Here is a 13,063-nt window from a genome sequence, read left to right on the forward strand (position 1 = left end):
AGGCGCCACCGACCCGCACCGGAACTCACTCCCGGACCCGCTCCAAGGTCCGCTGTTCGACGATCACCAGGAACGTGTCGGACTCCAGGTCCATGACGACCCGGGCCGGCACCCCCTCGCCGCGTCGCGCCCCGGCGAACTCCTCCGCCGGCAGGCTGCCCCGCGGGCCGCCGGCCGGAAACCGTTCGAGAACCGTACGACTCATCTCCGCACCCCCTCGTGCTCTCCGTTCTCAACGACGGGTGCCCGGAAGTGTCACGCCCATGCCGAGACAAGGCTCGTGGTTTCCGTGGCAGGGTGTTGCGGGCAAGCCACTGGGGGCCGTCGAAGAGGGGGAAACGTGATCGTCTGGGTCAACGGTACGTTCGGCGCGGGAAAGTCGAGCACCGCGCGCGAGCTGGTCGATCTGATCCCGAACAGCACCTTGTACGACCCCGAGCTCACCGGCGGGGAGCTGCGCCGGCTCCTCCCGGCCAAGCGGCTCGCGGAGGTCGAGGACTATCAGGACCTGCCGATCTGGCGCCGGATGGTCGTCGACACCGCGGCCGCCCTGCTCGCCGAGGTCGGCGGCGTGCTCGTCGTCCCGATGACCCTGCTCCGCCAGGAGTACCGGGACGAGATCTTCGGCGGGCTCGCCGCCCGGCGCATCGAGGTGCGCCATGTGCTCCTCGCTCCGGAGGAAACGATCCTGCGGGAGCGGATCGACGGGCGGGCGGAGTTCGGCGACCCGGCGGTGGACGCCCGCGTGCGGGAGTGGTGTCACCAGCACCTGCCGCAGTACCGCGTCGCCCTGGACTGGCTCGCAGCCGACGCGTACACGCTCGACACCTCGGCCCTCACGGCGGCCGAGGCCGCCCGGGCCGTCGCCGACGCGGTCCGCGCCGGCCGGGTCGCCCCCTGCGGCATCGTCCAGACGCCCGAGCCCACGCGCGAGACGCTCGCCGCCGGGGTGCTGCTCTTCGACGAACAGGACCGGTTCCTCCTCGTCGACCCCACCTACAAGCCCGGCTGGGAGTTCCCCGGCGGGGTCGTCGAGGCCGGCGAGGCCCCCGCCCGGGCGGGCATGCGCGAGGTGGCCGAGGAGATCGGTCTCGCACTCGAATCCGTGCCCCGCCTGTTGCTCGTCGACTGGGAGCGCCCCCAGCCGCCCGGCTACGGCGGGCTGCGCCTCCTCTTCGACGGCGGCACCCTGCGGGCGGCCGACGCGGCACGCCTCCGCCTCCCCGGCTCCGAGCTCCGAGGCTGGCGGTTCGTCACCGAGGAGGAGGCCGAGGCCCTGCTGCCGCCCGTCCGCTACCGCCGCCTCCACTGGGCCCTGCGCGCCCGCGAGCGCGGCACCGTCCTCAACCTGGAGGCGGGCGTCCCGGTGGGCTGACGGGGATCCCCGGGAGGCGTCCCGCCGGTCGGGCGTCGAGAGCCCGGCCCGATCCGACGGGACACCTCTACGCCCGTGCCTCCGCTGCCGCCGCCGTCAGCCGCTCCGCCGTGTCCGCGGTCACCGGCGCGCCGTGGCCGCAGCACAGCACCGAGGGGGTGAGCTTCGCGAGCGCCCGCATCGAGTCGAGGGCGAGGGCGCGGTCGACGTGCAGGACGCCGAACATGACGTCCGGCACCGAGGCCACCGTGTCCCCGGCGAACAGCACGCCGTGGCGCGGCAGATGGACGGCGATCGAGCCGGGCGTGTGCCCCGGGGCGTGCACGACCACGGCCCCGTCGCCGAAGCCCAGCTCCTCGCCGTCCTCGACCTCCCGGTCGACCCGGGTGGGCGGGGCCTCCGGCGAGGTCAGGCCGTGCGCGAAGATCGGACGCTCCCAGTCGAGCAGATCGGGCTCGGGGACCGGCGCCTCGCCCCGGATCACCGGCGCGTCCAGCCGGTGCGCGAGGATCTCCGCCCCGTACCGGTCCGCCAGCTCCTGCGCCGAGCCCACGTGGTCCCGGTGGCAGTGCGTCAGCACGATCCGGCGCAGCCGCTCCGGGTCCAGGCCGGCCGACCGTATCGCCTCGGCGATGCCGTCCGCCGCACCGGCCCAGCCGGCGTCGATCAGGGTCAGCTCCTCCCCGTCCTGCCACAGATAGGCCTGACCGATGGAGAAGTCCAGGAGGTGGAGTCGGGGGGTGATCCGGGCGAGTCCGATGGATGTCATACGGCGAACCTACGCATCCACGCAGGTCCGCCGTGCCCTTCTACGCTCTCGGCGAGCTTCGCCCAACGCTGAACCGATCCGCTGCCGGGCCCGGCACCGACGCCGGGCCCGATCCGGCGTCAGACCTGCTTCGAGCGGGCGTAGTTGACGAGGAAGTGCGCCTCGGCGACCGAGAGCCGCTCCAGCTCCTCCGGCGAGACGGACTCGTTCGGCGCGTGGATCTGCGCCTCCGGCTCGCTCAGGCCGATCAGCAGGATCTCCGACTCCGGGTAGAGCGAGGCCAGCGTGTTGCACAGCGGGATCGAGCCGCCCATGCCGGCCGTCTGCATCTCCTCACCGGGGTACGCGACCCGCATCGCCTCGGCCATCGAGGCGTACGCCGGGCTGGAGGTGTCCGCCTGGAACGGCTGACCCTGGCCGACCTGCTCCAGCGTCACCCGCGCGTCCCACGGCGTGTGCTTCTCGATGTGCGCGAAGAGCAGCTTCGTCACCTCGGCCGCGTCCTCGCCCGGCGGCACCCGCAGGCTGATCTGCGCACGGGCCGACTTCGGGACCGAGGGGGTCGCCCCGGCCACCGGGTGGCAGTCGATGCCGATGACCGTGACGGCCGGGCGGGCCCAGATCCGGTCGGCGACGGTGCCGGCGCCCGGCAGCGACACGCCCGCCAGCACCTTGGCGTCCTGGCGGAAGTCCTCCTCCGGGTACTGGAGGCCCTCCCACACCTGGTCGCCCGCGAGACCGTCGATGACGGTCGAACCGTCCGGTCCCCGCAGCGAGTCGAGGACGCGGATCAGCGCGGCCAGCGCGTCGGGCGCGGCGCCGCCGAACTGACCGGAGTGCAGATTGCCCTCCAGGGTGTCGATCTGGACCCGGATCATCGTCATGCCGCGCAGGGTCGCGGTCACGGTCGGCAGGCCCACCCGGAAGTTGCCCGCGTCGCCGATCACGATGGCGTCGGCGGTGAGCAGATCGGGGTGCTGCTCCGCGTACCGCTCCAGACCGCCGGTGCCCTGCTCCTCCGAGCCCTCCACGACGACCTTGACGGTCACCGGCACCCCGCCGTTCGCCTTGAGGGCGCGCAGCGCGAGCAGGTGCATGATGAAGCCGCCCTTGCAGTCGGCGGTGCCGCGCCCGTACCAGCGGCCGTCCCGCTCGGTCAGCTCGAACGGCGGGGAGAGCCAGACGGACTCGTCCAGCTTCGGCTGCACGTCGTAGTGCGCGTACAGCAGGACGGTCGGCGCGCCGGCCGGGCCGGGCAGGACGCCGTACACCGACTGCGAGCCGTCCGGGGTGTCGAGCAGCGCCACGTCCTCGAAGCCCTCGGAGCGCAGGGCGTCCGCGACCCAGCCTGCGGCGGCCTCGCACTCGCTGCGGGGCGCCACGGCCTCGTCCGCCACCGACTCGAAGGCCACCAGCTCCGTGAGCTCGGCCTTGGCCCGGGGCATCAGTGACCGGACGGTCTCGGCGATCGGATTCGAGGTCATGGGCACGCTCCTGATGGGTGCGACGTTACGACTGAGGAGGACGTTCGTCGTATGTCGTGGTACGGCGAACGCACCGTCGATCCTACGGGCGGGCCCCTGGCTACCGCGCCGTAGGATGCGTCAGGAGCAGACCACCGGTCGGATCAGGAGCAGAAGCACACGTGAGCAGCGAGCACGCAGAGAACGCCGGTCCGGAGCCCGCCGAGCCCGCAGACGCGGCTCCCGGGGCCGAGGGGAGCGCCGCCCGGAGCGCGGCCGGACGTGCGGACGCGGAGCCGGCGCCCCTGCCGGACGACGCGGTGCCGGACGTCCCGCCGGTCGGGGGCGCGGAGGGGGAGTCCGCTTTGGAGGCCGAGGAGTCGGCCGACGTCTGGGACGTCGTGGTGGTCGGCGCGGGACCGGCCGGCGCGTCCGCCGCCTACGCGGCCGCGGTCGCCGGCCGCCGGGTGCTGCTCCTGGAGAAGTCGGAGCTGCCCCGCTACAAGACCTGCGGCGGCGGCATCATCGGCCCCTCGCGCGACTCGCTCCCGCCGGGCTTCGAACTGCCCCTCCAGGACCGGGTCCACGCCGTCACCTTCTCCCTGGACGGACGCTTCGCCCGCACCCGCCGCTCGCGCCGGATGCTCTTCGGGCTCATCAACCGTCCCGAGTTCGACGCGCAGCTCGTCGAGCACGCCCAGAAGGCGGGCGCCGAACTGCGGACCGGTGCCACGGTGACCCGGGTGGAGCAGCACGGCCCGGCCGTCCCGGACCGGCGCACGGTCGCCGTCGTCCTCGCCGACGGCGAGACCGTCCTCGCGCGCGCGGTCGTCGGCGCCGACGGCAGCGCCAGCCGGATAGGCGCTCACGTGGGGGTGAAGCTCGGCCAGGTCGACCTGGGCCTGGAGGCGGAGATCCCGGTGCCGCCGTCGGTGGCGGAGGACTGGAAGGGGCGGGTCCTCATCGACTGGGGTCCGATGCCCGGCAGTTACGGCTGGGTGTTCCCCAAGGGCGACACGCTGACCGTCGGCGTCATCTCGGCGCGCGGTGAGGGCGCCGCCACCAAGCGGTACATGGAGGACTTCGTGGCCCGGCTCGGCCTCGCCGGCTTCGAGCCCACGATCTCCTCGGGTCATCTGACGCGCTGCCGCACCGACGACTCGCCGCTCTCCCGCGGCCGGGTCCTCGTCTGCGGTGACGCCGCGGGCCTCCTGGAGCCGTGGACGCGCGAGGGCATCTCGTACGCGCTCCGCTCGGGCCGTCTCGCGGGGGAGTGGGCGGTGCGGGTCGCGGAGTCGGGCGACGCGGTCGACGCGCGCCGGCAGGCCCTGAACTACGCCTTCGCCATCAAGGCGGGGCTCGGGGTCGAGATGGCGGTCGGGCGCCGGATGCTCGCCGTCTTCGAGCGGCGGCCGGGGCTGCTGCACGCGACCATCACGGGCGTGCGGCCGGCCTGGAACGCCTTCGCGGACATCACCCGCGGCGCGGCCACGCTCGGCGGCATGGTCCGCTCGAACGGGCTCGCCCGGCGGGCCCTGGAGCTCCTCGACAAGCGCATGGACACCACGTCCGGCGTCGGCCCGGCGGGGCGGGGCGTCAGCGCGCGCGACCGCGCGGGGTCCGAGCCGGAGGGCGCCGAGTCCGCGGAGGCAGCGGAAGAGGTCTGACCGATCGCGGCACGCGCCGCGGACGACGGGTGCGGGCTCCGCCGCTCCGGCCGGCTCATGCCGCCGGGGAGGCGGGGCCCGTCGTCGTGATGCGGAAGACGGGGTGCCTGGGGGCGATGGCCCGCAGCTCCTCGTCGGAGGAGTCAGGGCCGACGCCGTCGAAGAAGACGCCCACCTCGGCCTTCCAGCGCTTCAGGTAGGCGCGGAGCAGGACGGGCTTGTCGTCGTCGGCGACCTCGACGGCGGTGAACTCCTCCACGTGCTTGCCGAGGTGCAGCTGCCCACCGCCGGCGGCCCGCATGTTGTGGGTCCACTGGACGTGGCCACGGGGCGCGACGAGGTACCGGGCGCCGTCCACGGTCATGAGGTTGACGGGGGTGCGGCGCCATTCGCCGCTCTTGCGGCCCCGGACGGCGAGGACACGGGAGCCCCAGACGCTGATGCCGCGGCGGGTCATCCAGGCGACGGCCCGGTTGACGACGTGCACGGTGAACCAGCCGGGCTTCTTGACGTGGGCGGGGGGCGTGGGGCCGGTGGGGGTGGGGCCGGCGGGCTTGGATCCGGTGGGCGCCTGGCCGGCAGGGGTCGAGCCGGTGGGGGCGGGGTCGGCGGGCTGAGCGGACATGGGGGTCTCCTGGGGCTGCTAAGTGTGAGCACTGCTCTCGCTTGAGATCAGTGTGCACGGTTCGGTGCTCACAAGCAAGAGCAGTGCTCTCGTTTCGTATCGGTGCTCCAAAAGTGGCACACTGCTCTCCATGACGACCGTCCGAGGAGCCCGCGCCCGCGCCCGCATCGAGATCACCGCCGCCATCAAGGACGAGGCCCGCACCCAGCTCGCCGCCGAAGGGGCGGCCAAGCTGTCCCTGCGGGCCGTCGCCCGCGAGCTGGGCATGGTCTCCTCCGCGCTCTACCGCTACTTCCCCAGCCGGGACGACCTCCTCACCGCGCTCATCGTCGACGCCTACGACGCCGTCGGCGCCGCCGCCGAGCAGGCCGCCGCCGAGGCCGTGACGGACCGCCCCCTGGACCGCTGGACCGCCGTCTGCCGGGCGGTCCGCACCTGGGCCCTCGCCCACCCCCACGAGTACGCCCTCATCTACGGCTCCCCGGTCCCCGGCTACACCGCCCCCCAGGACACGGTCGTCCCCGCCTCCCGCGTCGGACTCGTCCTCATCGAGATCGCCCGCCGGGCTCACGCGGCCGAGGGCGTCGCCCTTCCGCCGCTCGCGGACGACCTGCGCCCCGAGGCCGTCCGCATGAGCGCCGACTTCGCCCCGGACCTCCCCCCGGCCCTGGCCGTCGCGCTGGTCGCCGCCTGGGCGCAGCTCTTCGGGCTGGTCTCCTTCGAGGTCTTCGGGCAGTTCCACCGCGTCGTCGAGGACCGCGACACCTTCTTCGCGACGGCGGCCCGCCGCCTGGGCCAGGACGTGGGCCTCCTGCCACGGGGCTGACCCGACGGGAGACGCCGGGGCGGGCCAAGGCCCGGGCCTGCCCCTGGCTCCGGGCCAGGCCCTGGTTCCGGGCCGGGGCTTGGTTCCGGGCCGGGGCTTGGTCCCGGGCCGCGCCCTGGCTCCCGCCCCAGGCTCCCGACCCGGCTCCGGCCCCGGATCCTCCCCCCGGCCGCCGTCCAGGCCTCGGGGCCCCCGCCCCCCGCCTCGTACTCCCGGGGGAGTAGCCGCGACCACCCCGCCGGGCTGACGTGCGTGCGGGGCGCGCCCGGCTAGCGTGACCGGTATGGACGCCGGGATGCACGAGGACTGGCCGCGCGGGCCCTGGGACCGGTGGGGGCGCGGCGACGGGTTGCCCTGGCGGTCGACGCTGCTGATCGCGGTCTTCGTCCTGGTCGGTTCCGGGTTCGCCGCGCGCAACCAGACCGGCCGGGAGCCGCTCGACGCCGCCGGGCGGGCGCTGCTCCTGCTCGGGACGGTCCCGCTGCTGTTCCGTCACCGCAGGCCGGTGCCGGTGGTGTTCGCCGTCGCGGCCGTCACCCTCGGCTACCTCGCGGCCGGGTACGCGTACGGCCCGGTCTTCGTCATGATCGCGGTCGCCTGCTTCGCGGCCGTCGTGCACGGCCACCGGACCGCCGCCTGGTGGGGCATCGGCCTGGTCTGGGCGGGGCACCTGCTGCTCTCGCACTGGCTCTACCGGTGGCTGCCCCCGGCCGGGGACGGACCCGCGCCCTGGGGGCAGGAGCTGCCGGCCGCGGCGTTCGCCGTCGCCGTGCTCGCCGCCTCCGAGGCCGTCCGGGTGCGGCGCGAGCAGCGGGCCCAGCAGCGGGCCGAGCGGGCCGCCGCCGAGCGGCGCCGCGCCGACGCGGAGCGGCTCCGGATCGCCCGCGAGCTCCACGACGTGCTCGCCCACTCGATCTCCGTCATCAACGTCCAGGCGGGCGTGGGCCTCGCCCTCCTCGACTCCGACCCGGAGCAGGCCAGGACCGCGCTGGCCACGATCAAGGCGGCCAGCAAGGAGGCGCTCGGCGAGGTCCGGCAGGTCCTCGACACCCTCCGCACCCCCGGCGACGCCCCACGCGCCCCGGCCCCCGGGCTCGGCCGGCTCCCCGAGCTCGTCGAGCAGGCCGCCGCCGCCGGTCTCACCGTCACCGTCGAGACGTCCGGACCTCCGGCCGCCCTGCCGCCCGGCGCCGACCTCGCCGCCTTCCGGATCGTGCAGGAGGCGCTCACCAACGTGGTGCGCCACTCCGGTTCCCGTACGGCCCTCGTGAGGGTCGGACACGGCGCCGGACGCCTGGAACTGACCGTCGACGACGACGGCCCCGCCACCGGCACCGAGGCCGGGGGCAGCGGCAACGGACTGGCCGGCATGCGGGAGCGGGCCGCGGCCCTGGGTGGCACCATCGAGGCGGGCGCCCGCCCGGACGGCGGCTTCCGCGTCCACGCCGTGCTCCCGCTGCGCCCGGAGGGAACCCCGTGATCCGCGTTCTGCTCGCCGACGACCAGTCGCTGGTACGGGCGGGGTTCCGCGCGCTGCTCGACGCCCAGCCCGACATCGAGGTGGCCGGTGAGGCCGCCGACGGCGACGAGGCGGTGGAACGGGTCCGCGCCCTGCGTCCCGACGTCGTCCTCATGGACATCCGGATGCCCCGGCTCGACGGCCTGGAGGCCACCCGCCACATCACCGGCGACCCCGGCCTCGGCGGGGTGCGGGTCGTCATGCTGACCACGTTCGAGCTCGACGAGTACGTCTTCGAGGCGATCCGCGCGGGTGCCTCCGGCTTCCTGGTCAAGGACACCGAGCCGGAGGAGCTCCTGCGGGCCGTGCGCGCGGTGGTCCACGGGGACGCGCTCCTCTCCCCGGGCGTCACCCGCCGGCTCATCGAGGAGTTCGCGGCCCGCTCCAAGGCCCCGGCGGCGACGGCCGCGCTGGGCGCCCTGACGGACCGGGAGCGGGAGGTGATGGCCCTGGTGGGCATCGGCCTGTCGAACGAGGAGATCGCCCGCAGGCTGGTGGTGAGCCCGCTCACGGCGAAGACCCATGTGAGCCGTGCCATGGTGAAGCTCGGTGCCCGTGACCGCGCCCAACTGGTGGTCCTCGCCTACGAGTCGGGCCTGGTCCGCCCGGGCTGGCTGGGCTGAGCCCGACCGGTCCGTTCCCGACCCGCCGTGGCGGATCCGGGCCCGACCGGCCCGGTCTGAGTGAGCCCCGACCGGCCCGACCCCCCGCTCGACAGGCCCGGCCCGGCCTGAACCCGGCCCGACCGGCCCCGGGGCTCACCCCCAGGTGGTCGCGGACGCGTCTCACCCTCAGGTGATCGCGGACGTCTCCCGCCACAGCCGGGCGAGGTCCGGGTCGCCGGACACCGTGACGGCGTCCGCCGGCAGCCGGTTCCAGAGGGTCAGGTAGAGCCGGTCGGCGGGACCGCTCAGTTCCGTGTCGGCGGGCCCCCGCGCGCCCCGCTCCGTCCGGGGCGGCTCCGCCGGGGTCAGGCGTACGGTCCAGACGTCGCCGGTGTCCGTCGCCCGCAGCCGCAGGGTGCGGGGCTCCTCGGGCCGCACTCGGCTGCGCTCGCCGGAGTGGAACGCGCCGAGCAGTTCGTCGACGCCGTCGACGGCGACCGCCGGATCCACCGGCCCGGGACCGCCGCCGAGGGCGGACTCGGCGTCGGCGCGGTGGACGGTCGTCTCGTGCGCCTGCCGCCGGGCCCAGAAGGCCAGCGGGGAGGGCGCGGGCAGGAAGGTCCAGCACTCCAGCGACTCCGGCGCCGCGCGCAGGGTGGCGACGAGGCGCGCGTGTCCTTCGCGGAAGTGGGCCAGCAGGTCCTCCCCGTCGAGCGTGGTCTCGCCGTCACCCGGGTGGTACGAGGTGCGGGCCTCGGCCACCAGCGTGGTGGCCCAGCGGTGCACCATCGCCGTGTGGCGGAGCAGGTCGCGGACCCGCCAGCCGGGGCAGGTCGGCACCTCCGCGTCGGGCCCGGCCTGTGCCGCGGCGTCCGCGAGGCCGCGGCCCGCGGCCTCCAGGGCGTCGATGTGCTCCGTGATCGTCAGGGTGTCCATGGAGCGGATTGTGGCAGGCGGACGAGGGTGACGGATCAACGCGCCCCGGTGGCTCCCGCGTTGCGGGCCCAGTAACCCATGACGGCCGCACCGGCCGCGAGGACCGCGACGGTCGTGAGGGCGACGGGCAGGGAGAACCAGTCGGCGAGGAAGCCGATCGACGGAGGGCCGAGGAGCATCCCCCCGTAGCCGAGGGTGGACGCCGTGGCGACCCCGCCGGGACCGGCGACCGCGCCCGCGCGGGCCACGGCGACGGGGAAGATGTTGGCCAGGCCGAGGCCGGTGACCGCGAAGCCGAGGAGCGTGGCCCAGACGCTCGGCGCGAGCGCGCCGAGGAGCATGCCGGCGGCCGCGGTGGCACCGCCCGCGACCAGGGTGCGGGTCTGGCCGAGGCGTTCGAGCAGGGCGGTGCCGGAGAGCCGGCCCGCGGTCATGGTCAGGGCGAAGACGGAGTAGCCCGCCGCGGCCACCCCGGGGTGCGCGTTCAGGTCCTGCGACAGGTGGAGTGCGCCCCAGTCGGCCAGCGCCCCCTCGCCGTACGCCGTGCAGAGCGCGATGACGCCGAAGACGAGGACCGTACGGCGTGCCCCGGCCGCCCGCGGGGCGGCGGCGGACGGCGACGGGAGGGCCTCGTGGGGCACGGGTGACGGGTGCCGCAGCAGCACGGGTCCGGCCAGGGCGGTGAGGGCGAGTCCGACGAGGCCGAGTCCGGCGAGGTGGGCGGTGGGGGACAGGCTCCCGGCGAGCAGGCCGCCGAGGCCGGCGCCGAGCATGCCGCCGAGGCTGAACGCGGCGTGGAAGCTCGGCATGACGGGCCGCCGCAGCGCGGCCACGAGATCCACGGCGGCGCTGTTCATGGCGACGTTGATCCCGCCGTACGCGGCGCCGAAGACGAGCAGCACGAGACCGAGCGCGAGCGGGGACCGGGTGAGCGCCGGGAGGGTGACCGACAGCGAGAGGAGGACGGCGGTGACGACCGTGACGGCGTGGGATCCGTACCGGCGGCAGAGCCGCCCGGTCAGCGTCATCGTGATCACGGCGCCCGCGGACACGCCGAGGAGGGCGAGGCCGAGGTCTCCGGCCGAGGCGCCGGTCTGCTGCTTGACGGCGGGGATGCGGACCACCCAGCCGGCGAACAGGAAGCCGTCGAGGGCGAAGAAGAGGGTCAGGGCGGAGCGGAGGCGGGTCAGGGAGCGGGTGGCGTTGTCTCCGCCGGGTCCCCCCGTCATGGCCGTCCGTACTTTGTTTAGTAGCGGCACAAACTCAGGATAGGGGGCGAGCGGCGGGGGAATCAACCGGGCGGGGACGGCGGACCGGCCTGATCATGGGAGACTCACCCCCATGAACGGCAAGGCGACGACGACCCGGACACGGCTGGACAGGGGGCGTAGCGCGCTCGGCCCCGCGCTGGAACTGGTCCACACCGGCAGGGCCCCGACCAGGGCCGTCCTCACCGCCGAGCTCGGCGTCACCCGGGCCACCGCGGGCGCCGTCGCCGCCGAGCTGGAGGCCCTCGGCCTCATCCGGGTCGACTCCAACCCCGGTGCCGCGGCGGGCTCCCAGGGGCGGCCCTCGCACCGCCTCGCCGTCGACGAGAAGGGCCCCGTCGCCCTCGCCGCCCAGGTGCATGCCGACGGCTTCCGGGCCGCGCTCGTCGGCCTCGGCGGCACGATCGTCGCCACGGCACCCGGCTGCGTCACCGTCTCCGCCGACCCGGCGCAGGTCCTCGGCGCCGTCGTCGAGGCGGGCACGGCGCTCCTCGCGGCGAGCGGCCGCCGCTGCGTCGGGGCCGGACTCGCCGCACCGTCCGCCGTCGCCGAACCCGAGGGGACGGCGCTCAACCCGCTCCACCTCGCCTGGCCCGCCGGAGCCCCCGTACGGGAGATCTTCGCCGAGCGGGTACGGGCCGCCGGGATCGAGGGCCCCGCCTTCACCGGCAACGACGTGAACCTCGCCGCGCTGGCGGAGCACCGCCACGGCGCCGGGCGCGGCGCCCGGGACCTGCTCTGCGTCGCCACCGGCCACCGCGGAGTCGGCGGGGCGCTCGTCCTCGACGGCCGTCTGCACACCGGCAGTTCGGGCCTGGCCCTGGAGGTCGGCCACCTCACGGTGAACCCGGAGGGGCGACCCTGCCACTGCGGCAGCCGCGGCTGCCTCGACGTCGAGACCGACCCGCTCGCGTTCCTCACGGCCGCGGGCCGGATTCCGGGCCCCGAGGTCTCGCTGCTCCAGCAGTCCCGGGACCTGCTGCGCACCAGCCCCGAGGACCCGGGGGTCCGGGTCGCGGTGGGGGAGCTGATCGACCGCCTGGGCCTGGGCCTCGCCGGCCTCGTGAACATCCTCAACCCGGACCGGATCATCCTCGGCGGGCTCCACCGCGAGCTGCTCGACGCGGACCCCGAGCGGCTCCGCGCGGTGGTCGCCGACCGCAGCCTCTGGGGCCGCAGCGGCGGGGTGCCGATCCTCCCGTGCACCCTGGACCACAACAGCCTGGTCGGCGCGGCCGAACTGGCCTGGCAGCCGGTCCTGGACGACCCGCTGGCGGCCCTCGGCCGCGAGACGGTCTGACCGAAGCCGAAGCCGAAGCCGAAGCCGAAGCCGAAGCCGAAGCCGAAGCCTGAGCCTGAGTCGAAGTCGAAGCCTGAGTCGAAGCCGAAGTCGAAGCGGACACCGAAGCCGAAGCCTGAGGCGAAACGGGCCCAGCGTCGCGTGGCCGCTCAACCGCTCCGACGCCTCCGCCCCCCGCGCCGGGTCCGGTCAGTCTCCGGCCGGGTCAGGCCGTCCCTCCGCCAGCGCGGCGAGCCGGTCCAGGGCCATGCGCGTCCCCGTCTCGTTCTCCGGGGCCGGAACGACGTCCGGCACCCCCTCGTGCACGACCGAGACCTCCGTGCCGTCGCCGATCGCGGTCAGCGTCGTCGTGACGATCATGGTGCCGTGCAGACGCGGGTCCGGCGTCTCGAACTCGATGCTCTCGACGACCCGTTCGTACGGCACGAGCTCCAGGAACGTGCCGTGGTACGTGTCCGTGCCGCCCCCCGACTTCCCCGCGCCGCCGGCCGACCCGTACCGCAGCGACACCCGGAACGCGCCGCCCTCGCGCGCCTCGAAGGACTGGACCTCGCAGGTCATGCCGAAGGGGACCCGCCAGCGGGCCACGGCGTCCGGATCGAGGAGCGACCGGTAGACGACCGAGGCGGGGGCGTCGACGTGACGGGACACGCGCGTGGTGTACTACACGCCTCCCAGGCTAGCCGCGCACCGGCGCGGGCGCCGTCGGA

General features: G+C 75.1%; 13 protein-coding genes. 6 read left to right on the plus strand and 7 right to left on the minus strand.

What is annotated here, in order from left to right; all coding sequences use genetic code 11:
- Nucleotides 1-25: 25 nt before the first annotated feature.
- Nucleotides 26-205, minus strand: a complete 180-nt coding sequence (locus ACFYXU_RS13750; protein WP_329849616.1) for a hypothetical protein — start codon at nucleotides 203-205, stop codon at nucleotides 26-28.
- Between the two features lie 135 nt (nucleotides 206-340).
- Here ACFYXU_RS13750 and ACFYXU_RS13755 point away from each other — a divergent pair, with 135 nt between their 5' ends.
- On the plus strand, nucleotides 341-1,375 hold the full coding sequence (locus ACFYXU_RS13755; RefSeq protein ID WP_389409023.1) for an NUDIX domain-containing protein: 1,035 nt from the start codon (nucleotides 341-343) through the stop codon (nucleotides 1,373-1,375).
- A gap of 67 nt (nucleotides 1,376-1,442) precedes the next feature.
- Here ACFYXU_RS13755 and ACFYXU_RS13760 read toward each other — a convergent pair whose 3' ends face one another.
- Both ACFYXU_RS13760 and ACFYXU_RS13765 read right to left on the minus strand, forming a co-directional pair.
- Nucleotides 1,443-2,144 (minus strand): MBL fold metallo-hydrolase, encoded by a 702-nt coding sequence (locus ACFYXU_RS13760; protein WP_329849614.1) that lies wholly within the window; start codon nucleotides 2,142-2,144, stop codon nucleotides 1,443-1,445.
- 119 nt (nucleotides 2,145-2,263) lie between these two features.
- On the minus strand, nucleotides 2,264-3,628 hold the full coding sequence (locus tag ACFYXU_RS13765) for a dipeptidase (protein ID WP_389409024.1): 1,365 nt from the start codon (nucleotides 3,626-3,628) through the stop codon (nucleotides 2,264-2,266).
- Between the two features lie 344 nt (nucleotides 3,629-3,972).
- On the opposite strand from ACFYXU_RS13765, the gene ACFYXU_RS13770 reads away from it, so the two are divergent.
- Nucleotides 3,973-5,274: a geranylgeranyl reductase family protein gene (locus ACFYXU_RS13770; RefSeq protein ID WP_376511294.1), complete on the plus strand. Its 1,302-nt coding sequence runs from the start codon at nucleotides 3,973-3,975 to the stop codon at nucleotides 5,272-5,274.
- A gap of 55 nt (nucleotides 5,275-5,329) precedes the next feature.
- On the opposite strand, the gene ACFYXU_RS13775 is transcribed toward ACFYXU_RS13770, so the two are convergent.
- Nucleotides 5,330-5,899 carry a nitroreductase family deazaflavin-dependent oxidoreductase gene (locus ACFYXU_RS13775; RefSeq protein ID WP_389409025.1) on the minus strand — a complete coding sequence of 190 codons (570 nt, stop codon included), beginning with the start codon at nucleotides 5,897-5,899 and terminating at the stop codon, nucleotides 5,330-5,332.
- A 130-nt stretch (nucleotides 5,900-6,029) separates the two neighbouring features.
- Between ACFYXU_RS13775 and ACFYXU_RS13780 the strand changes: the two genes are divergently transcribed.
- The 3 genes from ACFYXU_RS13780 (at nucleotide 6,030) to ACFYXU_RS13790 (ending at nucleotide 8,867) form a co-directional block, all read left to right on the plus strand.
- Entirely contained in the window at nucleotides 6,030-6,725 is a 696-nt protein-coding gene (locus tag ACFYXU_RS13780; protein ID WP_376511272.1) for a TetR/AcrR family transcriptional regulator, read from the plus strand.
- Nucleotides 6,726-7,008: 283 nt separating this feature from the next.
- Nucleotides 7,009-8,205 (plus strand): sensor histidine kinase, encoded by a 1,197-nt coding sequence (locus ACFYXU_RS13785; protein WP_376511270.1) that lies wholly within the window; start codon nucleotides 7,009-7,011, stop codon nucleotides 8,203-8,205.
- Entirely contained in the window at nucleotides 8,202-8,867 is a 666-nt protein-coding gene (locus ACFYXU_RS13790) for a response regulator (protein ID WP_389409026.1), read from the plus strand. The genes ACFYXU_RS13785 and ACFYXU_RS13790 overlap by 4 nt, the downstream gene beginning before the upstream one ends.
- 168 nt (nucleotides 8,868-9,035) lie before the next feature.
- On the opposite strand, the gene ACFYXU_RS13795 is transcribed toward ACFYXU_RS13790, so the two are convergent.
- Both ACFYXU_RS13795 and ACFYXU_RS13800 read right to left on the minus strand, forming a co-directional pair.
- A complete protein-coding gene (locus ACFYXU_RS13795) occupies nucleotides 9,036-9,776 on the minus strand; it encodes a maleylpyruvate isomerase family mycothiol-dependent enzyme (RefSeq protein WP_376511290.1) in 741 nt (246 codons plus the stop codon).
- A gap of 44 nt (nucleotides 9,777-9,820) precedes the next feature.
- On the minus strand, nucleotides 9,821-11,044 hold the full coding sequence (locus tag ACFYXU_RS13800; RefSeq protein WP_389409027.1) for an MFS transporter: 1,224 nt from the start codon (nucleotides 11,042-11,044) through the stop codon (nucleotides 9,821-9,823).
- Nucleotides 11,045-11,126: 82 nt separating this feature from the next.
- On the opposite strand from ACFYXU_RS13800, the gene ACFYXU_RS13805 reads away from it, so the two are divergent.
- Nucleotides 11,127-12,353: an ROK family protein gene (locus tag ACFYXU_RS13805; protein ID WP_376511265.1), complete on the plus strand. Its 1,227-nt coding sequence runs from the start codon at nucleotides 11,127-11,129 to the stop codon at nucleotides 12,351-12,353.
- Between the two features lie 189 nt (nucleotides 12,354-12,542).
- On the opposite strand, the gene ACFYXU_RS13810 is transcribed toward ACFYXU_RS13805, so the two are convergent.
- A complete protein-coding gene (locus ACFYXU_RS13810) occupies nucleotides 12,543-13,004 on the minus strand; it encodes an SRPBCC domain-containing protein (protein WP_389457747.1) in 462 nt (153 codons plus the stop codon).
- Nucleotides 13,005-13,063: the final 59 nt, after the last annotated feature.

Source organism: Streptomyces sp. NPDC002232 (assembly GCF_042890295.1).
GTDB lineage: Bacteria > Actinomycetota > Actinomycetes > Streptomycetales > Streptomycetaceae > Streptomyces.